The 20,154-nt window shown below is 72.5% G+C and carries 19 protein-coding genes; 13 read left to right on the plus strand and 6 right to left on the minus strand.

Features of this window, described 5'->3' with window-relative positions; genetic code table 11:
* Positions 1–172: 172 nt before the first annotated feature.
* Both AC07C1_RS12655 and AC07C1_RS12660 read right to left on the minus strand, forming a co-directional pair.
* Positions 173–1,711, minus strand: a complete 1,539-nt coding sequence (locus AC07C1_RS12655) for a ricin-type beta-trefoil lectin domain protein (protein WP_478938674.1) — start codon at positions 1,709–1,711, stop codon at positions 173–175.
* A gap of 250 nt (positions 1,712–1,961) precedes the next feature.
* A complete protein-coding gene (locus tag AC07C1_RS12660; RefSeq protein WP_478938675.1) occupies positions 1,962–2,858 on the minus strand; it encodes an RNA polymerase sigma factor SigF in 897 nt (298 codons plus the stop codon).
* A gap of 246 nt (positions 2,859–3,104) precedes the next feature.
* Here AC07C1_RS12660 and AC07C1_RS12665 point away from each other — a divergent pair, with 246 nt between their 5' ends.
* The 6 genes from AC07C1_RS12665 to AC07C1_RS12690 all read left to right on the plus strand — a co-directional run bounded on the left by AC07C1_RS12665 (position 3,105) and on the right by AC07C1_RS12690 (position 9,244).
* Positions 3,105–3,482: an STAS domain-containing protein gene (locus tag AC07C1_RS12665; RefSeq protein WP_356337500.1), complete on the plus strand. Its 378-nt coding sequence runs from the start codon at positions 3,105–3,107 to the stop codon at positions 3,480–3,482.
* A gap of 311 nt (positions 3,483–3,793) precedes the next feature.
* The gene (locus AC07C1_RS12670) at positions 3,794–4,363 is read left to right on the plus strand and encodes an ATP-binding protein (RefSeq protein ID WP_478938676.1); all 570 of its coding nucleotides are present in this window, start codon (positions 3,794–3,796) and stop codon (positions 4,361–4,363) included.
* A 329-nt stretch (positions 4,364–4,692) separates the two neighbouring features.
* Complete coding sequence (locus AC07C1_RS12675; RefSeq protein WP_478938677.1) at positions 4,693–5,388, plus strand: LPXTG cell wall anchor domain-containing protein; 696 nt, start codon at positions 4,693–4,695, stop codon at positions 5,386–5,388.
* Positions 5,389–5,803: 415 nt separating this feature from the next.
* Entirely contained in the window at positions 5,804–6,763 is a 960-nt protein-coding gene (locus tag AC07C1_RS12680) for a COG1470 family protein (protein ID WP_478938678.1), read from the plus strand.
* A 1-nt stretch (position 6,764) separates the two neighbouring features.
* Positions 6,765–7,925, plus strand: coding sequence for a hypothetical protein (locus AC07C1_RS12685; RefSeq protein WP_478938679.1), 1,161 nt, complete (start codon positions 6,765–6,767; stop codon positions 7,923–7,925).
* A gap of 2 nt (positions 7,926–7,927) precedes the next feature.
* A complete protein-coding gene (locus AC07C1_RS12690) occupies positions 7,928–9,244 on the plus strand; it encodes a hypothetical protein (RefSeq protein ID WP_478938680.1) in 1,317 nt (438 codons plus the stop codon).
* Positions 9,245–9,313: 69 nt separating this feature from the next.
* Here the strand turns inward: AC07C1_RS12690 and AC07C1_RS12695 are convergent, their stop codons facing one another.
* On the minus strand, positions 9,314–10,852 hold the full coding sequence (locus AC07C1_RS12695; protein ID WP_478938681.1) for a peptide MFS transporter: 1,539 nt from the start codon (positions 10,850–10,852) through the stop codon (positions 9,314–9,316).
* A gap of 493 nt (positions 10,853–11,345) precedes the next feature.
* Here AC07C1_RS12695 and AC07C1_RS12700 point away from each other — a divergent pair, with 493 nt between their 5' ends.
* Positions 11,346–12,023 carry a response regulator transcription factor gene (locus AC07C1_RS12700; protein WP_030653180.1) on the plus strand — a complete coding sequence of 226 codons (678 nt, stop codon included), beginning with the start codon at positions 11,346–11,348 and terminating at the stop codon, positions 12,021–12,023.
* Between the two features lie 72 nt (positions 12,024–12,095).
* Positions 12,096–13,367, plus strand: a complete 1,272-nt coding sequence (locus AC07C1_RS12705; RefSeq protein WP_478938682.1) for an ATP-binding protein — start codon at positions 12,096–12,098, stop codon at positions 13,365–13,367.
* A 33-nt stretch (positions 13,368–13,400) separates the two neighbouring features.
* Here the strand turns inward: AC07C1_RS12705 and AC07C1_RS12710 are convergent, their stop codons facing one another.
* Positions 13,401–13,907: a GtrA family protein gene (locus tag AC07C1_RS12710; RefSeq protein ID WP_478938683.1), complete on the minus strand. Its 507-nt coding sequence runs from the start codon at positions 13,905–13,907 to the stop codon at positions 13,401–13,403.
* 183 nt (positions 13,908–14,090) lie between these two features.
* Here AC07C1_RS12710 and AC07C1_RS12715 point away from each other — a divergent pair, with 183 nt between their 5' ends.
* The 3 genes from AC07C1_RS12715 to AC07C1_RS12725 are packed head-to-tail and all read left to right on the plus strand — an operon-like array spanning position 14,091 to position 16,971.
* Entirely contained in the window at positions 14,091–15,251 is a 1,161-nt protein-coding gene (locus AC07C1_RS12715) for a 5-(carboxyamino)imidazole ribonucleotide synthase (RefSeq protein ID WP_478938684.1), read from the plus strand.
* Entirely contained in the window at positions 15,248–15,769 is a 522-nt protein-coding gene (gene purE, locus AC07C1_RS12720; RefSeq protein WP_478938685.1) for a 5-(carboxyamino)imidazole ribonucleotide mutase, read from the plus strand. Before AC07C1_RS12715 ends, purE begins: the two co-directional genes overlap by 4 nt.
* 5 nt (positions 15,770–15,774) lie before the next feature.
* Positions 15,775–16,971 (plus strand): dipeptidase, encoded by a 1,197-nt coding sequence (locus AC07C1_RS12725; RefSeq protein WP_478938686.1) that lies wholly within the window; start codon positions 15,775–15,777, stop codon positions 16,969–16,971.
* On the opposite strand, the gene AC07C1_RS12730 is transcribed toward AC07C1_RS12725, so the two are convergent.
* Positions 16,911–18,050 (minus strand): alkene reductase, encoded by a 1,140-nt coding sequence (locus AC07C1_RS12730; protein ID WP_478938687.1) that lies wholly within the window; start codon positions 18,048–18,050, stop codon positions 16,911–16,913. The two genes, AC07C1_RS12725 and AC07C1_RS12730, sit on opposite strands and share 61 nt — an antisense overlap.
* Positions 18,051–18,109: 59 nt before the next feature.
* Here AC07C1_RS12730 and AC07C1_RS12735 point away from each other — a divergent pair, with 59 nt between their 5' ends.
* Both AC07C1_RS12735 and AC07C1_RS12740 read left to right on the plus strand, forming a co-directional pair.
* A complete protein-coding gene (locus AC07C1_RS12735; protein WP_478938734.1) occupies positions 18,110–18,469 on the plus strand; it encodes a MerR family transcriptional regulator in 360 nt (119 codons plus the stop codon).
* A 127-nt stretch (positions 18,470–18,596) separates the two neighbouring features.
* Positions 18,597–19,742, plus strand: coding sequence for a dipeptidase (locus tag AC07C1_RS12740; protein WP_478938688.1), 1,146 nt, complete (start codon positions 18,597–18,599; stop codon positions 19,740–19,742).
* A 12-nt stretch (positions 19,743–19,754) separates the two neighbouring features.
* On the opposite strand, the gene AC07C1_RS12745 is transcribed toward AC07C1_RS12740, so the two are convergent.
* Positions 19,755–20,147 (minus strand): VOC family protein, encoded by a 393-nt coding sequence (locus AC07C1_RS12745; protein WP_478938689.1) that lies wholly within the window; start codon positions 20,145–20,147, stop codon positions 19,755–19,757.
* Positions 20,148–20,154 lie beyond the last annotated feature (7 nt).

Raw genomic sequence — 20,154 nt, forward strand, 5'->3', positions numbered from 1 at the left:
CATGTCCGGACCCGGACGTCCGGTCACCGAGGTCTTCGACCAGCCGGTCACCGGGGTCTTGGCCCGGCCGGTCACCGGGGTCTTGGCCCGGCCGGTCGCCGGGGTCTTGGCCCAGCCGGTCGCCCGTGTCTTCGCCCGGCCGGTCACGGAAGTTCCTGCCCGGCCGTGCGGCCTACGCCGCCCGCCCGGCCCGCCACCGCTGCGCCGGCCCCCCGTTCAGCGACTCCAGCACCACCCCGTCGCCGCCGTCCGGTGTCACCGCCGTCTCGATGGCGATCGCCGGGCGGATGGTGCCGTCGGGGTCGACGGTGAAGCGGAGGTTCTCCCCGTTGCCGCCGTAAACCGAGTCGCAGTCCCAGATGCCCACCCCCCGGTCGACCGAGCCCCGGCTGTCCAGGCAGAAGTCGTCGTCGGCGGCCGAGCGGAGCACGCCCAGGTAGGTGTCCACGCGCCAGCGCTGGGTCGGGGAGGAGGAGCAGGGGGCGGTGACGACGTCGTTGCCCCGGTCCAGGTCGCCGTCGCGGATGTCCAGGCAGCGGCCCGTGGCGAGGTTCACCACCTGGGCGTAGGACGCGCCCGGAGGCGAGGGCGGGGGCGGGGGCGTGGGCCTGGGTGTCCTCCGCGGCGGCGGTGTGGTCGGACGGCGCGAGGTCGGGGTGGCGGAGGGGGACCTGGAGGTGGCCGAGGGTGACGGGGAGGCTGGGGCGGAGGGGGTGACGGAGACCGTGGCCGTCACCGTCACCGGGGGAGGCGCGGGTGTCGCCGCCGTCCGCTGCCGTCCCGGGTGGTCCGCCGGGGAGAGCAGGAACACCAGGAGCGGGGCCAGGGCCACGCCCAGGGCCGCCGAGGTCAGCAGGACCCGGCGATGGGGCGGCCGACTCGCCGGTGCGGGAGCCGGGGCCGAGGCCGCCGGTGGGTCCTCCGCGCGGAGGTACGCCGCCGCGCCCCATGGCAACAGCCCCTCCGCGAGCGTCTGCCGCGGGGCGTCCCGCAGGGCAAGCAGGTCCTCGAAGGCGGCCGCGCAGTGCGGGCAGCGGGCCATGTGGGTGTCCAGGTCGGCGCTGCGGCGCGGGCCGTCCGGCCGTACCGCCTCCTCGATCAGCCGGCGGAAGTCACCGCAGCGCGGGTCGTCCGAGGCGGCCAGGCGGTGTCTGAGGCAGGCCTGGGCCAGGGCCTTGAGGGCCTGCGGGGTGCCGTAGGCCACGTCCGCGCGGGTCAGCCCGAGGAAGGCGGCGGTGCGCTCCTGCGGTTCCTCCTCAACGACGCCGTACCAGACCAGCCCCTGGGTGCGGGACGGCAGCGACTGGAACGCCGGCAGCAGGGGCGGGGTCGGGCAGTCGGGCAGGCCGGCCGTGTTCAGCACCAGCAACAGGCCCGGGTCGACGCCCGCGGAGCGCTCGTCGCGCGCCCAGGCGGCCGCCGACTGGGCGATGAGCAGCAGGAGCCGGTGGCGCAGGGGGAGGGCCGGTTCGACCCCGCGGGCCGTCTCCCGGGCCGCCGTGGTGAAGGCCTCCGCCGCCAGCCGGCGGGCCGCGGACTCGCTCGCGGCGCACAGCCGGGCGTAGGCCAGGACCGCCGGGTGGTGCCGTCTGCGCAGCTCCTGCAGCGCGGGGTACGCCGTCGGCGTGGGGGAGCGCAGCAGTTCGGTCAACCGTGCCTCCGGCACGTCCTCCCGGTCCCCGCCCGCCTCGGCCCCGTCCCCCTGAGCCATCGTCCAGCCTCCTCGCGACAGCGCGTGGCCGCGCCCTTGCGGCCCCGGTCAGGCATACCAGCCAGTCGGGGGCCCATAGTGGTGGAGGGGGCGGATCGTGGAAAGAGGTTTCCGGCGGTAACGGCATAACGGTTGGGAGCCTGGGTACCGGCCAGCCGGAGGGGTGGGCGACGGCGGGTGCGCCGAAGCGGCCCGGCGGCGAGGGCCGGGCCGCTTCCAAGGCTTCGGTGGCCGGGAACGGACCCGCGGGTCACTCCTCCACGGTCAGTCCCTTGCGCAGCCGCACCAGCGTGCGCGACAGCAGCCGGGACACGTGCATCTGGGAGATGCCGAGTTCCTCGCCGATCTCCGACTGGGTCATGTTCGCCACGAACCGCAGGGAAAGGATCTTCCGGTCCCGGGACGTGAGTTCGGCGATCAGGGGCTTGAGCGACTCGATGTACTCGATGCCCTCCAGCCCGTGGTCCTCGTACCCGATGCGGTCCGCGAGGGCGCCCTCGGTCTCGTCCTCCTCGGGCTGGGCGTCCAGCGAGGAGGCCGTGTAGGCGTTCGAGGCGGCCATGCCCTCGACGACCTCGTCCTTCGACAGGCCGAGCCGCTCGGCGAGTTCCGTGACCGTGGGGGCGCGGTCCAGCCGCTGGGCGAGTTCGTCCCCGGCCTTGGCGAGGTCGAGCCGCAGCTCCTGCAGCCGGCGCGGGACGCGCACGGACCACGAGGTGTCACGGAAGAAACGCTTGATCTCGCCGATGATGGTCGGCATCGCGAAAGTGGGGAACTCCACACTGCGGGCGAGTTCGAAGCGGTCGATCGCCTTGATCAGGCCGATGGTGCCGACCTGGATGATGTCCTCCATCGGCTCACTGCGGGAGCGGAAGCGGGAGGCGGCGAACTTGACCAGGGCGAGGTTGAGCTCGACCAGCGTGTTGCGGACGTACGAGTACTCGTGCGTCCCTTCCTCCAGCGACTCCAGCCGCTCGAAGAGGGTCTTGGACAGGGCCCGCGCGTCGACCGGGCCGATCTGGTCGTACGGGGGGATCTCCGGGAGCCCCTCGAAGGGGTCGAGGGGATCGATGGGATGATCCAGTTGTTCCGGTGGGGGTGTCGACGTCGCGAGCGGGGTAGGCGATGCGTCGAGCCGGGGTGACATGGGTGTCCTCCATCGTTCTCGGCATATGGCTGCCGAAGCCAGTGCGTGCACTGCGGTGTGCGGCGCCTCCGAAGCCGGCGTGTAGGGATGTGTGTCTTTACTAGCCCTACCCGCTGAACCGAGCGGGTCGCAAGTGCGTTCTGTTGCGGTATGTCCGATTGTGTGCGGTTGTTCGGGTGTCGAAGTGCGCATGGAAGGCGTAATGTTCGAGGGCATCAGCAGCCACGACCTCGGGAGAGAGACGGCATGGACCACGGGACGGTCGGCAGCGCACAGTCGGGCCGGCTTCTGGTGGAGGTGCGGGAAGAGGGCTCCAGCGCCGTAGTGACACCGGCGGGTGAACTCGACCACCACACCGCCGATCTTTTGCGTGAGCCCCTCGACGACCTCCTGGCCAAGGGCTTCGCGCGGCTCGTGGTGGACTGCTCACGCCTGGAGTTCTGTGACTCCACGGGCCTGAACGTTCTGCTCGGGGCGCGGTTGAAGGCGGAGGCCGCCGGCGGCGGCGTACATCTGGCAGGCATGCTGCCGGTGGTCGCCCGCGTGTTCGAGATCACTGGGGCAGAGGCGGTCTTCACCGTCCATGACTCCGTGGAGGCGGCCCTGGCCGACGGCGCCGACTGAGCCCGTGTTCCTCCCGCGCCCCGGCCCCGCTCGGCGCTGCGTCCACCGCGCCGAACACGGGGGTGTTTTGCCGGATCCGTCGGGCAGGAGAGGGCAGGAGGAGGCAGGAGCCATCCTGTCGACCGCCCCCGCCGGATCGTCCCGGTGCCGGTGAGCCACGTGGACGGCGACCTGGGTGGGACGGGTGTGCGACGGGCGGGCGAGCAAATGTCCCCACGCGGACCGCGGGCGGACGACGTACGGAGCGGCCGGCACCGAACGGTGCCGGGCTTATGAATCGTGAACTGGTGAATCGGTGAGGTGAAGCGCTGATGAGCACCACCCGGCCTTACTCGCCGGGCGACCGCGGCCCGGAGCCCAGCGGCGCTTCCGGGGCGTCCGAGGGGGAGGCGCCGGCCGTCGGCGCAGCCACGGGGGCAGCCGCGCCGTCCGGACCGTCCGGGCCGTCCGGAGGCACTCCAGGGGCGCGCGGCCGGCAGGTCCGCCGCCTCGGGCTGGAAGGTGAGAGCGGGGTCGTCCCGCTCGCCCGCGACTTCACCCGCCAGGCGTTGTACGCGTGGGACTGGCTGCCCGCCGCCTCCGCCGACCAGCGGGCCGCCGCCGAGGACGTCCTGCTCGTCGTGTCCGAACTGGTCACCAACGCCTGCCTGCACGCCGAGGGCCCCGACGAACTCGTCCTCGCCTGTGACAACAAGGTGATCCGGGTGGAGGTCTCCGACCGCGGCAGCGGGCAGCCGACCCCGCGTACCCCGCACCGCGCCGGCCGCCCCGGCGGCCACGGCATGTTCATCGTGCAGCGGTTGTGCCTGGACTGGGGCGTCGTCCGCGCCGCCGGCCGTCCGGGCAAGACGGTGTGGGCGGAGTTGGGCGCTCCCGCGTAGTCGCGCGGTGTGCGACTCCGGACACGAGTCCGGGCCCAAGGTGCGGTGGCGATTCCCTTTTCGGCCAGGTGCGGCACTCCCTGCCGTGGTGGCGGCGCGCTGACCGAGGCGAGGCCCCGAGGGAAAGCCGGCCCGAGGGCTCGGGTGTGGCTCGGTTCCTGGATCGCCACCCGGGCCCGTCCGCCCGCCCGCACCTCCGGATCGCCACAACTCCGGCGTGTGACGCGTCTTCCTTCCTCACGGCCCCCGGCGTACCTTGACGGCCGAATCTGATACGCCGTCAGGTACCTCGTCATGGACGAATCGTGACCGAATGGGGTGGACCGATCGTGTCGTACCCGAAGCGAACCGCCGCGCTCGCGTCCGCCGCGGCCCTGGCCGGCTCGGTCGTGCTGCTGACCGCACCGCCCGCGCAAGCCGACGTCGTCGACGTCAACTACCGCTGCCGGACGCCGATCGGCGTCAAGAGTGCCGTCTCGCCCATCGACATCAAGGGCGTCGGGAGCGGCCGCGGTTACAAGATCACCATGTCCTGGCAGAAGGGCGTCTCCGCCAGCCCGGTCGAACTGGGCAAGGGGGCGATGACCCCGAGCGCCACCATCGAACTGGGCGGCGCCGACAGCGGCACGCTCGCGGTCGGCGGGCCCGCCAACGCGGCCGCCATCCCGGCCGACACCCCCATAAAGATCAGTGACTTGAGCGGCACCTACACGCCGAAGAAGACCGGCAAGGTCACCTTCACGGCGGCCACGCTCACCATCAAGGCGCTCGGCACGACGACGACCTGCACGCCGACCAACAGCCCCAGGCCGTCCCTGACCCTGGACGTGACGGCGGCCGGTGGCTCGTCCTCCAGTGGTGCCGCCTCGTCGTCCTCGGGCGGCTCGTCCTCCGGCGGGCAGCTTCCGCAGACCGGCCCCGAGGACTCGGCTGTCGCCCTCGGCACGCTCGGCGGCACGGTCCTGCTGACCGGCGCGGCGGGCGCACTGTGGCTGACCCGGCGCGGCCAGGCCGCACGCCACTGAATCCCCGTCCCACGACCGCCCCGGGCCGGGCCGCCCTCCCATACGACCGCCCCAGGCGCACGACCGCCCCGGCCCTACGACCGTCTCCCGTACACCGCCTCCGGCCTCCGACCGCCTCCGGCCGCTCCGGCCTCCGACCGCCTCCGGCCGCTCCGGCCTCCGACCGCCTCCAGCCTTCGACCGCCTCCGGCCTCCGACCGCCTCCGGCCTCCGACCGCCTCCGGCCTCCGACCCCCTCCGACTGCCTCCGGCCTCCGACCTCCTCCGGCCTCCGACCTCCTCCGGCCTCCGACCCCCTCCGACTGCCTCCGGCCTCCGACCGCTCCGCCCTACGACCGCCTCCGGTCCACGCCCCGCCCAGGCCCACGCCCCAAGCTGCCAAGCCCGCCCCGGCCCACGACCGTTGGAGCCGCCCATGCCGTTCGCCGCCCCTGTGCCGCGCCGCCGACGGCGCCTGCCCGCGGTCGCCGCCGTGCCCGCATCCGTGTGCCTGGTCGCTCTGGTCGCCCTGTTGAGTGCGGCGCCCCGGGCCGTCGTCGCCGGAGGCTGGTCCGTCGCGCCCTCGGGCGGTGGCCGCCCGTCCCTCTACGCCGAGGGTCCGCCCGGAGCGGTCCTGCAGGACACGGTGTCCGTCACCAACCCCGGGCGGACGCCGGTCGTCGTACGGCTGTCCGGCACCGGCGTCCGGATCACCTTCGCCGACAAGGGCCTGCGCGTCCCCGCCCGCACGCGCGCCGACGTGCCGTTCACGGTGACCGTCCCGGACGGGGCCGAGCCCGGCGGCCGTTCCGGCGCCATCGTCGCGCGCGATGCCGACGGCCGGACGTCGACCGTGCGGCTGCGGCTGCGCGTCACCGGCCCGGCGCTCGCCGCGCTGACCGTCGAGCACCTGTCCGTACACGCCGACCGGCTCACCTACGAGCTGGTCAACCGCGGTACCACCGTCCTCGTGCCGAGGCTCGCGGTGCGCGCGGACGGTGTCCTCGGCCGGGTCCTGGACCGCCCGCCGCGCGTCCTCCCCCTCCATCTGCGCCCGGGCGCCCGCCTGGCGCTCACCGAGCCCTGGCGGGACCGGCCGGCGCTGGACGCGGTCGACGTACGGCTGACGGTCACGGCGCCGGGCGGAGCACACGACACGGCGACCGTGTCCGCGCGGTTCGTGCCATGGGGCGGCCCGGCGGGCGCGGCCGGCGCGGTGGGCGCGGGGGCGGTCACGGTGCTCGCCGTACGACGGCGGGGGAGCCGTACGGCGTACGGCGGCCCGCGGTCGACGGTGGTCCGGGGGCCGATGGCGGCCCGGCGGACGGCGGCAGCGGGGCTGCTGCCGGCGAGCCCCCCTGCCGCCCGAGGCGCGAGTCGACGGGAGGGGCGGTGAAGTGAGCGGCACCGTACGGATTCTGCGGTTGCCCGCGTGGGCGGCGGTGCTCGCGTTGCTCCTGCTCACCCTCGCGGGCCCGGCGGCCGCGGCGGACGGGCCGGCCGTGCGGTTGTCCGCGACGCAGGCCGGCACCGGCGGTTCGGTCACCGTCAGCGGCACCGGATGGCGGCCGCACACCCTGCTGATGATGCTGGTCTGCGGACGGGCCACGCCGGCCCGGGGTGTCATCGGCGGCACCAACTCCTGCGCCAACGGCGACGGCCGGGCCGTGACGACCGACGCCCGGGGTGCCTTCAGTCGCGCCCTCCCGGTCGCCGAACCGCCCGTGCCCTGCCCCTGCGTGGTGCACGTGGCCACCGTCACCGGCGCCGGGGCCGAGACGGACGCCGTCCTCCAGGTCGCCGGGCATCCCGTCGCCCCACTGCCCGCCGAGCGCTCCGGCAGCCGGCTGGCGGTGCTGTCCGACATCCGGCTGACCGGCTCCAGCGGGCTGCTCACCTGGTTCGGCGCCCCACCCGGCCGGACCCTCGTCCTGACGGTCGGCAACACCGGCACCAGCCCGGTCGAGGACCCGGTCTTCCAGGTCGGCACCGCGCACGGCGTCTTCGCCCCGCAGTGGGACGACCGGCGGTGGCACGGCACCCTCGCGCCGGGGAAGAAGGCGCGGATCCAACTGCCGGTCGAGCTGTCGGCCGGGGCGCACGGCGAGTACACCGTGTCCCTGAGGTACCACGGCCGGGTCCTCGCCGAGCAGCCGTGGCGCGTGGGCCGCCCGTGGGGCGTGACGCTGTTCTGGCTGCTGCTCTGCCTGGTCGTGCCGGCCGCCCTGTTCCGCGTCGGCATGGCCGTGGTGGACCGGGTGCGGCCGCGCCGTCCGGGCGGTGTGAACCGTCGGCGCCCGCGCCGGTCCCGTCCGGACGGTGGGAGCCGTCCGCGCCTGTCCCGGCCCCGTCCGGACGGTGGGGGCCGTCCGCGCCTGCCCCGGCCCGCACTGCGCCCACCGCGCTCCCGGACCCAGGAGCCCCCGTCCCCCACGACGCCGATCCTGCCGTGGTTCGGCCCGGACACCGCTCCGGGCGGCCCGGCCGGCCGGCTCTCCGCACCGCACGACGACAGCCCGACGAGTCCCACGACTCCCACCCCGAAAGGACCCACGTGAGCATGCGAAGGAGAGGCGTACCGGCCGGCGCGCACCGGCTGACCGCGGCCGGCGCCGCGCTGGTGCTGAGCGGTGCGGGCGTCCTGCTGGGCCTGGCCGCGGTGCCCGCCCAGGCGGCGCAGGTGTCGTTCGCCACCCACTGCGTGCCGCCCGCGGGCATCGATCCCGTCGACGGCACCACGAAGGCCGAGATCACCGCGCCCGCCACGGCGAAGGTCGGCGACACGGTGGACATCGTGTGGAAGTTCGTCCAGGCCGCTTCCAGGAATCCCGACATCATCGATCTGCCCGCGAACTCGGTCCAGCCGTCCGGCGTCCTCAAGGCGGCCGGCGCGCAGACAGCCGACATCGCGATGCGGGGGCCGCGGCAGAACCCCGCGATCCCCAAGGGCGGCGACATGGTGCTCTCCGACATGAAGGGCACCCTGAAGCTGACCGCGGCCGGCGAGGTGACGCTGACGCCTGACGCGTACACCGTCAACGCGATGTCCACCGACACCAAGTGCGCGCCGAAGGAGGCCGTGCGGAAGGCGGCCACGATCCAGGTGACGGCGGGCAGCGGCGGTACGTCCAGTGCGACACCGACCCGGTCGACGACACCGACCGGGTCGACCACCCCGACAGCCACCGCCACCGCCACCGCCACGGCGACCGGCGGCACCGGCCAGACCGACTTCACCGGCAAGGAGGTGCGGATCCCGTACGCCTGCAAGACCCCGATCGGCGACAGGAACGCGACCTCACCGGTGCGGATCGACGCCAAGAAGGCCGGCGGCGGCTACGACCTCACCGTGCGGTTCGAGAAGTCGGTCATGAACAGTCCCGCCGAGATCCCCAAGGACTCCGTGAAACCGTCCATGGAGGTGGTGCTGGGCGGCGCCGACAAAGGCACGGTGCAGGTGGAGGGCCCGACGAACGCGGCTCCCATCAAGTCCGGCGACCCGATCGAGATCCCCGATCTCACCGGCACCTACAAGCCCGGCGCGAGCGGCACCTCGACCCTGTCCCCGGGCGTCCTGACGGTCAGGGCGCTCGGTACGACGACGACCTGCACGCCGACGAGGACCGAGGTCTCGCTCACCCTCGACACCACCCAGCAGCCGGGCGGAGCCGCGGGCGGCACCTCGGCCTCCGGCGGATCGTCCTCGTCCGGAGGCAGCGGCGGCGGCAGCGACAGCGGCGGCAGCGGTTCCGGCGGCCTCGCCGAGACCGGCGCGAGCGACCACGGCGGGCTCAAGGCCCTGGGCCTGGTCGCGGGCACCGCCATCCTGCTGGGCGGCGCGGTGTTCACGTTCCTGCCGGGGCGCCGGACCCGGTAGCTCCGTACGCGCGCGAAGAGGACCACCGCATCCCATGATGCGGTGGCCCTCCCGGAACCTGGGATCAGGTCAGTGCACGTCGCCCATCAGGGACTTCACGTTGCGGCGGTACATGTAGACCGCGACACCGGCGACGGCGGCGAGGACCGCCTCCACCAGGACCGCGCCGGACCCGCTGAGGTCGACGCCCGCCACGGCCGGGTTGGACAGCAGGCTGGTGATCGAGTCACCCGCGGTGACCGCGAGGAACCAGACACCCATCATCTGGCTGGCGTACTTGGCCGGGGCCGTCTTGGTGGTCACCGACAGGCCGACCGGCGACAGGCACAGCTCGCCGACGGTCTGGATCAGGTAGATGCCGACCAGCCACATCGGGCTGACCTTCGTGCCGTCGGACGCCATGCCCAGCGGCAGCAGGAAGAAGAAGAACGAGACGCCGATGAAGAACAGGGCGGCGGCGAACTTCGCGACCGTGCTCGGCTCCTTGCCCTTGCGGCTCAGCCACAGCCAGAACCAGGCGAAGACCGGAGCCAGCGCCATGATGAACACCGGGTTCAGCGACTGGTACCACGAGGACGGGAAGCCGAGGCCGAACAGCGAATCGGCGGCCTTGTTCTCACCGAACGCCTGGACGGTGGAGCCACCCTGGTCGTAGATCATCCAGAAGGCGGCGGCGGCCACGAAGAACCAGATGTAGCCCGTCATCTTGGACTGCTCGACGGACGACAGGTCCTTGTCACGCTTGATGCGCAGCAGCACACCGGCCGGGATGACCAGACCGATCACGGTCAGCGGGATCATCGCCCAGTTCAGGGTGAAGTGGCCGGTGAAACCGACGATGCCGTAGAAGACGGCGGCGACGGCCAGCCAGGTCAGTCCCTTGCGCAGCCAGACGGCACGCTCCTCGGCCGCCAGCGGCTTCGGGACGACGTTGCTCCGCGGGCTCAGGTTGCGGGTGCCGAGCAGGAACGCGGCGAGACCGATGGCCATGCCGACCGCGGCGAGGCCGAAGCCGAGGTGCCAGTTGACCTCCTGGCCGACCGTGCCGATGATCAGCGGCGCGAAGAAGGCACCCATGTTGATGCCCATGTAGAAGATCGTGAAGCCACCGTCACGGCGCGGGTCGTCCGGACCGTCGTACAGGTGGCCGACCATGGTGGAGATGTTGGCCTTCAGCAGACCGGAGCCGAGCGCCACCAGTGCCAGACCGGCGAAGAAGGGCGCCTGCCCGCCGGGCAGCGCCAGCACCACGTGACCGGCCATGATCGTGAGGGCCGCGATGGCGACGGTCTTGCGGGGGCCCCAGACGCGGTCGCCCAGCCAGCCGCCGGGCATGGCGAGCAGGTACACCATCGACAGGTACACCGAGTAGATCGCCGTGGTGGTGGCCAGGTCCATGCCCAGACCGCCGCCCATGCTGCCCTTCTTGGCGTCGGGGCCGCCGGAGAGCAGGTACACGACGAGCAGGGCCCTCATGCCGTAGAAGCTGAAGCGCTCCCACATCTCGGTCATGAAGAGAGTGGCCAGTCCGCGGGGGTGGCCGAAGAAGGTCTTCTCGGAACCGGGGGTGCCCGGGCGGACCGAGTCCTTCGTCAGGCTGGACGCCATGGTCGTTCCTTGCTGATCGGGACGCGCGGTGGAGCGTTGCGCGCCCGGTGGGGGTGTCGGCCGGCACCGGCAGGGTCGGCCGTCCACCCCCACGCCCAGGAGGAGGCCGCTCCGGATCGCGGAGTGGCGGACGGCGACCACCGGGATCCACGCCCCACGACGCGTCGCTGCGTCCGGAGCCCGGCCAGAGGTCATTCCTTTCAAGGCTGGTCTGGACCAGCCCGCACGCAAATAAGACCTTCAGCGTCGAATGCCCGCCAAAGGTCCCCGGTGTGCTACAGGCGTTCAGGTCACCATACGACAGGACAGTGCCGGATATGGAAGGACTTGAGACGCGGATCACAGGTGTCGGGGGAACCGCAAGACCCGTTTCTAAGGTCTTTCCTACGATCGCATCCCCAGGTCAATGGTTCGTACCAGCGAGCGGCGAAGGTAAGAATCCCTGGAACCGATCACACCTCAGCAGCACACGCGGGCGGTCTACCATCACCTCATGACCCGTGTACTGCTCGCCGAGGACGACGCGTCCATCTCGGAACCGCTGGCCCGCGCCCTGCGCCGGGAAGGTTACGAGGTCGAGGTGCGCGAGGACGGACCGGCCGCGCTCGACGCCGGAATGCAGGGCGGCGTCGACCTGGTCGTGCTGGACCTGGGCCTGCCCGGCATGGACGGCCTGGAGGTCGCCCGCCGGCTGCGCGCCGACGGCCACACCGTGCCGATCCTCATCCTGACCGCGCGGGCCGACGAGGTGGACACCGTCGTCGGCCTCGACGCCGGTGCCGACGACTACGTCACCAAGCCCTTCCGGCTCGCCGAACTGCTCGCCCGGGTGCGGGCCCTGCTCCGGCGCGGCGCCGCCGAGCCGCAGCAGCCCCCTGCCACGCACGGCGTGCGGATCGACGTCGAGTCGCACCGGGCGTGGATGGGCGACGAGGAACTGCAGCTCACGGCGAAGGAGTTCGATCTGCTGAGGGTCCTCGTGCGGGACGCCGGCCGGGTCGTGACACGGGACCAGCTGATGCGCGAGGTCTGGGACACCACGTGGTGGTCGTCGACCAAGACCCTCGACATGCACATCTCCTGGCTGCGCAAGAAGCTGGGCGACGACGCGGCGAACCCCCGCTACATCGCCACGGTGCGCGGGGTCGGCTTCCGGTTCGAGAAGAGCTAGGTCCCCGCCCCCTGGGGGTGTTTGGGGGGTGTTGCCACACTGGTGTCCTGAAACAAACCCCCGGAGGACACTGTGCGTCGCCGTCTCATCCAGTCCACCCTTGCCGTCGTGCTGGTGGTGATCGCGGTCTTCGGCGTCTCCCTGGTGATCGTAGAGACACGGACGATCAGCAACAGCGCCCAGGAGCGGGTGGAGTCCGAAGCCGTGCGGCTGGCCAGCATCGTGGACAGCCGGGTCCTCGCCGCGGAGAACGTCAACGCGAAGGTGCTGCGCAACCCGGTCGGCAAGGACCAGTACGTCCTGATCCGCATGCCCGGCAAGGCGCCGATCGAGATCGGTACCAAGCCGCAGGGTGATGTCATCCACTCCACCCAGCACGGCGAGGAGGGGGAGACGGTCACCGTGCAGGAGCCCCGCTCCTCGGTGACCCGTGAGGTCGGCCGGACCCTGCTGATCATCGGGCTGGTCGCGCTGCTCGCGGTGGTCGCGGCCGTACTGCTCGCCGTACGGCAGGCCAACCGGCTCGCCTCCCCGCTGACCGACCTCGCCGAGACCGCCGAACGCCTCGGCTCCGGTGACCCGCGCCCCCGGCACAAGCGCTACGGCGTCCCCGAGCTGGACCGGGTCGCCGATGTGCTGGACTCCTCGGCCGAGCGGATCGGGCGCATGCTGACCGCCGAACGGCGCCTCGCGGCGGACGCCTCCCATCAGCTCCGTACCCCGCTGACCGCCTTGTCCATGCGGCTCGAGGAGATCACCCTCACCGACGACCCGGACACGGTGAAGGAGGAGGCGACCATCGCGCTGACCCAGGTCGAGCGGCTGACGGACGTGGTGGAACGGCTGCTGACCAACTCACGCGACCCGCGCACCGGCTCCGCGGTCTCCTTCGACCTGGACGAGGTCATCCAGCAGCAGCTCGCCGAGTGGCAGCCCGCCTACCGCGGCGTCGGCCGGGCCATCGTCAGCTCGGGCAAGCGGCACCTGCGGGCCGTCGGCACGCCGGGCGCGGTCGCCCAGGTGCTGGCCGCACTGATCGAGAACTCGCTGATGCACGGTGGCGGGACCGTCGCACTGCGCACCCGGGTCACCGGCAACCAGGCCGTGATCGAGATCACCGACGAGGGTCCCGGCGTGCCGGCCGACCTCGGCGCGCGGATCTTCGAACGCACGATCAGCGGGCGGAACTCCACGGGGATCGGTCTCGCCGTCGCCCGTGACCTCGCGGAGGCCGACGGCGGGCGCCTGGAGCTGCTGCAGGCACAGCCCCCGGTGTTCGGTCTGTTCCTCTCGCGCACACCCCCGGCCCGCAAGCCGGACGAGGGCCGGCCGACGGTCCGCTAGGCCCGGGCGGCCGGCGCTTCCGTCAGGATGTCCCTACGGGACGCGCTGCTTGGGTGTGGGCTTCTTCGGCGCCGGCTTGTGCGCCTCGGCCGCCAGGATCGACTCGGCCTCCTGGGCCGGCAGGGCCCGGAACACCCAGGTGCGGTACGACCAGAAGCGGAACAGGGTCGCGACGCCGATGCCGACGAACTTGAAGACGTTGCTCTGCAGCGGGCTGTCCCAGCCGAAGCCGTAGGTCGCCAGGTACAGCAGGCCGTTCTCGATCACCAGACCGACCGCGCTGAACAGCAGGAACAGCGTGAGTTCCTTGGTGCGGCCGCCCTTCTCGCGGTCCCGGTACGTCCAGTAACGGAAGCCGACGTAGTTGAAGGCGATCGCGACTATGGTCGCGATGACGCTCGCGCGCACCACCGGCAGGTCGGAGACGTGCCGGACCAGGTTGAACACGCCGAGGTTGACAAGGACGCCGGCGCCGCCGACGGCGCCGAACTTGGCCGCCTCGCGTACGAGCCGTTGCAGCCTCGAGGAACGAGGTTCCATGGCTGTGCAGCTCCCGTCGGTAGGTTTCGTCAACCCCGCCATGCTATCCAGCCCGAGCCGCCGACGCCCGCGGACCCGGCCAACGCAGGGAAACGGGTCGGAAAGAGACGGGAAAGCAGGGGGTAAGAGGCCGTGAGAGGGATGCGATCCGGCCCTCCCCGCCGTGGCCGATACGCTAGGGGTGTGACGTTCCCGGTAGTCGGCATGGTCGGCGGGGGGCAGCTCGCGCGTATGACGCACGAAGCGGGCATCCCGTTGGGCATCAGGTTCAAGCTCCTCAGTGACACCCCTCAGGATTCCGCGGCGCAGGTCGTGAGCGATGTCGTCATCGGCGACTATCGCGATCTGGACACGCTGCGTGAGTTCGCGCGCGGTTGCGATGTGATCACCTTCGATCACGAACATGTACCCACCGAGCACCTCAGGGCCCTGGAGGCGGACGGCATCCCCGTGCGCCCCGGGCCCGACGCGCTGGTGCACGCCCAGGACAAGGGGGTGATGCGCGCCAGGCTCGACGCGATCGGCATCCCGTGCCCACGGCACCGGATCGTGAGCGACCCGCAGGACGTGGCCGCCTTCGCGCGCGAGGGTCTCCCCGAAGGCGCCGGGGGCGACGGCTTCCCGGTCGTCCTCAAGACCGTCCGCGGCGGCTACGACGGCAAGGGCGTGTGGGTCGTCGGATCCGTCGAGGAGGCCGCCGACCCGTTCAAGGCGGGTGTGCCGGTCCTCGCCGAGGAGAAGGTCGACTACGTCCGCGAGCTGGCCGCCAACGTCGTGCGCTCCCCGCACGGCCAGGCCGTCGCCTACCCGGTGGTGGAATCGCAGCAGGTGGGCGGTGTCTGCGACACCGTCATAGCCCCCGCCCCCGACCTGGCCGAGGACCTCGCCCTCAGGGCCGAGGAGATGGCCCTCAACATCGCCAAGGAACTCGGCGTCGTCGGGCACCTCGCGGTCGAGCTGTTCCAGACCCGCGACGGCCGCATCCTCGTCAACGAGCTGGCGATGCGCCCGCACAACTCCGGCCACTGGAGCATGGACGGCGCGATCACCTCCCAGTTCGCCAACCATGTCCGCGCGGTCCTCGACCTGCCGCTCGGCGACCCGCGTCCGCGCGCCAGGTGGACGGTCATGGTCAACGTCCTGGGCGGCGACTACCCGGACATGTACTCCGCGTACTTGCACTGCATGGCCCGCGACCCCAAGCTCAAGATCCACATGTACGGCAAGGACGTGAAACCCGGCCGCAAGGTCGGCCACGTCAACACCTACGGCGACGACCTGGACGACGTGCTGGAGCGCGCCCGTCACGCAGCCGGCTACCTGAGAGGGACGATCACCGAATGAGCCCGGTCGTAGGCATTGTCATGGGGTCGGACTCCGACTGGCCCGTCATGGAGGCCGCCGCCAAGGCCCTCGACGAGTTCGAGATCGCCTACGAGGTCGACGTCGTCTCCGCGCACCGCATGCCGCGCGAGATGATCACGTACGGTGAGCAGGCCGCCGACCGCGGCCTGAAGGTGATCATCGCCGGTGCGGGTGGCGCCGCCCACCTGCCGGGCATGCTCGCCTCCGTGACCCCGCTGCCGGTCATCGGCGTCCCGGTCCCGCTGAAGTACCTGGACGGCATGGACTCCCTGCTGTCGATCGTGCAGATGCCGGCCGGCGTCCCGGTCGCCACGGTCTCCGTCGCCGGTGCCCGCAACGCCGGCCTGCTCGCGGCCCGCATGCTCGCCGCGCACGACGAGGAGCTGCTGCAGAAGATGCGCGACTTCCAGCACGACCTCAACGACCAGGCCACCGAGAAGGGCAAGCGGCTGCGCTCCAAGGTGGAGGGCGCGAGCGGCTTCGGCTTCGCGAAGTGACGCGGATGACCTCGTCGGCCTCGCTGGACGCGGCCCACGCGCTGCTGCGCGAGTTCCCGGTCGTCGACGGCCACAACGACCTGCCGTGGGCGCTGCGCGCACAGGTCCGCTACGACCTCGACGCCCGGGACATCGCCGTACGCCAGGACGCCCATCTGCACACCGACATCCCGCGGCTGCGTGCGGGCGGCGTCGGAGCGCAGTACTGGTCGGTGTACGTGCGCTCGGACCTGCCGGACGCGGTGCCGGCCACGCTGGAGCAGATCGACTGCGTACGGCAGCTGATCGAGCGGCACCCCGGGGAGCTGCGGGCCGCGCTGACGGCCGCGGACATGGAGTCGGCGCGCCGGGACGGCCGTATCGCCTCCCTGATGGGTGCCGAGGGCGGCCACTCCATCGCCAACTCCCTCGGCACGCTGCGTGGTCTGTACGCGCTCGGCGTGCGCTACCTGACGCTCACCCACAACGACAACGTGGACTGGGCGGACTCCGCGACCGACGAGCCGAACGTGGGCGGTCTCTCCGCCTTCGGCCGCGAGGTCGTGCGGGAGATGAACCGGCTCGGCATGCTCGTCGACCTCTCGCACGTGGCGGCGACGACGATGCGGGACGCGCTGGACGCCACGTCCGCGCCGGTGATCTTCTCGCACTCCTCCTCGCGGGCGGTCTGCGACCACCCGCGCAACATCCCCGACGACGTCCTGGAGCGCCTGCCCGCCAACGGCGGCATGGCGATGGTGACGTTCGTGCCGAAGTTCGTGCTCCAGGCGGCCGTGGACTGGACGGCCGCGGCCGACGAGAACATGCGCGCCCACGGCCTGCACCACCTGGACACCAGCCCCGAGGCGATGAAGATCCACCGCGCCTTCGAGGAGCGCAACCCGCGTCCGGTCGCCACGGTGGCCACGGTCGCGGACCATCTGGACCACATGCGCGAGGCGGCCGGCATCGACCACCTGGGCATCGGCGGCGACTACGACGGCACCGCGTTCACCCCGGACGGCCTGGACGACGTCTCCGGCTACCCGAACCTGCTCGCCGAGCTGCTGGACCGCAGCTGGTCTACGGCCGACCTGGCCAAGCTGACCTGGCAGAACGCGGTACGGGTCCTGGGTGCGGCGGAAGACGTGGCCCGTGACCTTCAGGCCACGCGCGCCCCGTCCAACGCCACGATCGAGTCGCTCGACAGCGGCGCCGCCTGATCCGCCAGGGTGGGGTAGTCGGTGTAGCCGTCCGCCCCGCCCACGTACATCAGATACCGGTCCCGCACCGGGTTGAGCGGGGCGCCGAGGCGCAGCCGGGTGACCAGGTCCGGGTTGGCGAGGAACGGCCGGCCGAGCGCGACCAGGTCGGCCCCTGCGGCCAGCATCTCGCGCGAGGCCCGGGTGACGGCCTCGGTGGTGAGGTCGGGCAGTACCGGGTTGCCGATGAGCGGGCCGGGCCAGTCGGCGCGGATCCGCCGGTACCACCCGGTCGCCGGATCGGCGCGCACGAGGTGCAGATAGGCGAGGTCCAGGTCCTTCAGACGGGCCACGAGCGCCGGATACAGGGCGTCGGTGTCCTCCTCCAGGACTCCGTTGACGGTGCCGCCGGGGGAGATCCGTATGCCCACCCGGCCGGCACCGATCGCGTCGGCCACCGCCTCGGTCACCTCGACCGCGAACCGCACCCGCCGCTCGACGGAGCCGCCGTAGGCGTCCGTGCGGCGGTTGGTGTTGCCGGCCAGGAACTGGTGCAGCAGCATTCCGTTGGCCGAGTGCACCTCGACGCCCTCGAAGCCCGCCTCGACCGCCCGGCGCGCGGCGGAGGCGAAGTCGGCGATCGTGGCGCGGATGTCGTCCGCCGTCATCTCCCGGGGGACGACGGCCGGCCGGTGACCGCCGTGCGTGAAGATCGTCTCCGGCAGCGGGATCGGGGAGGGCGAGAGCGGCGTCAGCCCCGTGGTCGCCGGATGGCTGACCCGGCCGCCGTGCTGGAGCTGCAGGAACATCCGTCCGCCGGCCGCCCGCACCGCGTCGGTGACCTGCCGCCAGCCGGTCACGTGCCGGTCGGTGTGGATCGCGGTGATCTCCGGGTACGTCTGCCCGACCGGGTTGGGCGTCGAGCCCTCGGCGATGATCAGACCGGCCGAGGCGCGCTGGGCGTAGTGGGTGACCATGAGCGGGGTCGGGGTGCCGTCGGCCTCCGCGCGGTTGCGGGTCAGCGGGGCCATCACGAGGTGATTCGGGAGCGCCAGCCGGCCGAGCCGGGCCGGGGCCAGGAAGTCCGTTGTCTGCGTCATGCCGGGTACCGTAGAACCTCACACTGATGTCAGGTTCAAGCCGCACGACGGAGGCCGGCATGCGGATCGGTGAACTGGCCCGGCGCACGGGCGTGAGCGAGCGGTCGCTGCGCTACTACGAGACCCAGGGACTCCTGGCGGCCGAGCGCACCCCCGGCGGACACCGGGACTATCCGGAGGCGGCCGTCGACCGGGTCATCCGGATCCAGGAACTGTACGCGGCCGGGCTGCACAGCGAGAAGATCCGGCTGCTGCTCCCCTGTATGCGCGACCGCGACGGTGGGCCCTCCGCCGTCGCCACCCCCAGGCTGGTCGCCGACCTCACCGCCGAACGCGACCGGATCGACCGCATGATCGCCGACCTCGAGCGGTCCCGGGAGACCCTGGACGAGGTGATCCGGACGGCCCGTGAGGCCTGACCGGCGTACCCCCGAACGCCCCACTCACCGGGAAGTCTCCCGGCCCTCCGTGCGACCGTGGCGATACGCCATCCCCATCACGACGTAGCTCACGACCGACGTAGCCCACGACGTACGGAGCCCGCCCATGGCCGACCTCCAGGACGACATCCCCACCACGACCGAGGTCGGCGAGGACGGCGGCCTGCGGGACGACCCTCCGCAACTCCCCGCTTCCACCGAGCCGGGGCTCCACTGCCGGACCGGGCAGCCGTACCCCCCGGACGGCGAGACCCTGGCGCGGGCGCACGCCCTGCTCGCCGCGCACCCGGTCGCCGACGGCTACAGCGGCCTGCCGTGGGCCCTGCGCCATCTGCCCTGGTACGACCTGGAGTTGGGCGAGGCGGCCATCGACACGGACGTGCCCCGGATGCGCGAGGGCCATGTGGCCGTCCTGTTCTGGTCCTTGCACCTGCCCGGAGGACCCGGGGGCGACCGGGCGGCGGCCGCCACCCTGGAACAGCTCGACCAGGTGCGCACGGTGATCGAGACCCACCCCGGGGGCCTGCGCCTGGCGCGCACCGCCGGGCAGATCATCGACGCCCGCAACTGCGGCCGGGTCGCCGTGGTCCTCGGCCCCGCGCACGGTGCCGCGCTCGACGACTCCCTCGGAATCCTGCGCATCCTGCACACCCTCGGGCTGCGTGTGCTCACCCTGTCCGGCACCGCCTGGGCGGGCGAGCGGGGGCTGACCCGGTTCGGGGAGGAGGTCGTCCGGGAGATGAACCGGCTCGGCGTGCTCGCCGACGTCTCCGGCGCCTCCGCCGCCACCGTCGAACGGGCCGTCACCCTGTCCAGGACACCGGTGCTGTGCAGCCGCTCCGCCGCCCGCGCCCTGCGCTCGCACCCCGCCAACCTGCCCGACGACCTGCTCGCCGGGCTGGGCGCGGCCAAGGGCCTGTGCATGGTGCCGCTGACCGCCGAGCAGACCGGCCCGACCGTCCAGGACGTAGCCGACCACCTCGACCACGTCCGCGAGGTGGCCGGCCCGGAGTGCGTCGGCCTGTCCGGCACCTACGACTCCGGCGCCGCCCACCCCAGCGACCTCGCCGACGCCTCCCGCTATCCGCACCTGATCGCCGAACTGCTCCGGCGCGGCTGGGCCGAGACCGAGCTGGCCCTGCTGACCTGGGGCAATGTGCAGCGGGTGCTGCGCACCGCGGACTTCACGGCCCGGGCCGCACAGCAGCGCCGGGAGGCGTCGACGGTACGGATCACCGAACTCGACGGCTGAGCCGGAGCGTTGTCACGGGTGGTCGATCCGGCACAGGCAGAACGGGTGCCCGGCCGGGTCGGCGTACACCTGGAAGTCCTTCTTCTCGCGGTCCTCCAGGTCCAGCGGGCGGGCACCCAGCGCCAGCACCCGCTCGTGCGCCGCGTCGACCTCCGCCCAGGTCCGCCCCGCGTCGAAGTCCAGGTGGAACTGCTGGCCGTCGCGGTCCGCCCGCGGCCACTGCGGCGGGGTGTACCCCTCGGCCCGCTGGAAGGCCAGCCGCGGCCCGTCCGGAACCTGCAGCACCACCCAGTCGTCGTCCTCGGCCTGCGGAGATCCGCCGGCCACCGCCGCGTAGAAGGCGGCCAGCGCGGACGGATCGGGGCAGTCGAGCACGACGGAACGCAGACGGGCGACGGACGCCATGGTGTCC

This window comes from Streptomyces sp. NPDC045022 (assembly GCF_056432605.1).

Coding starts and splice junctions, on each gene's coding strand:
- AC07C1_RS12655 (WP_478938674.1), bottom strand. CDS start 1,711: ATGGCTCAGGGGGACGGGGCCGAGGCGGGCGGGGACCGGGAGGACGTG.
- AC07C1_RS12660 (WP_478938675.1), bottom strand. CDS start 2,858: ATGTCACCCCGGCTCGACGCATCGCCTACCCCGCTCGCGACGTCGACA.
- AC07C1_RS12665 (WP_356337500.1), top strand. CDS start 3,105: ATGGACCACGGGACGGTCGGCAGCGCACAGTCGGGCCGGCTTCTGGTG.
- AC07C1_RS12670 (WP_478938676.1), top strand. CDS start 3,794: ATGAGCACCACCCGGCCTTACTCGCCGGGCGACCGCGGCCCGGAGCCC.
- AC07C1_RS12680 (WP_478938678.1), top strand. CDS start 5,804: ATGCCGTTCGCCGCCCCTGTGCCGCGCCGCCGACGGCGCCTGCCCGCG.
- AC07C1_RS12690 (WP_478938680.1), top strand. CDS start 7,928: ATGCGAAGGAGAGGCGTACCGGCCGGCGCGCACCGGCTGACCGCGGCC.
- AC07C1_RS12695 (WP_478938681.1), bottom strand. CDS start 10,852: ATGGCGTCCAGCCTGACGAAGGACTCGGTCCGCCCGGGCACCCCCGGT.
- AC07C1_RS12700 (WP_030653180.1), top strand. CDS start 11,346: ATGACCCGTGTACTGCTCGCCGAGGACGACGCGTCCATCTCGGAACCG.
- AC07C1_RS12710 (WP_478938683.1), bottom strand. CDS start 13,907: ATGGAACCTCGTTCCTCGAGGCTGCAACGGCTCGTACGCGAGGCGGCC.
- purE (WP_478938685.1), top strand. CDS start 15,248: ATGAGCCCGGTCGTAGGCATTGTCATGGGGTCGGACTCCGACTGGCCC.
- AC07C1_RS12725 (WP_478938686.1), top strand. CDS start 15,775: ATGACCTCGTCGGCCTCGCTGGACGCGGCCCACGCGCTGCTGCGCGAG.
- AC07C1_RS12730 (WP_478938687.1), bottom strand. CDS start 18,050: ATGACGCAGACAACGGACTTCCTGGCCCCGGCCCGGCTCGGCCGGCTG.
- AC07C1_RS12735 (WP_478938734.1), top strand. CDS start 18,110: ATGCGGATCGGTGAACTGGCCCGGCGCACGGGCGTGAGCGAGCGGTCG.
- AC07C1_RS12740 (WP_478938688.1), top strand. CDS start 18,597: ATGGCCGACCTCCAGGACGACATCCCCACCACGACCGAGGTCGGCGAG.
- AC07C1_RS12745 (WP_478938689.1), bottom strand. CDS start 20,147: ATGGCGTCCGTCGCCCGTCTGCGTTCCGTCGTGCTCGACTGCCCCGAT.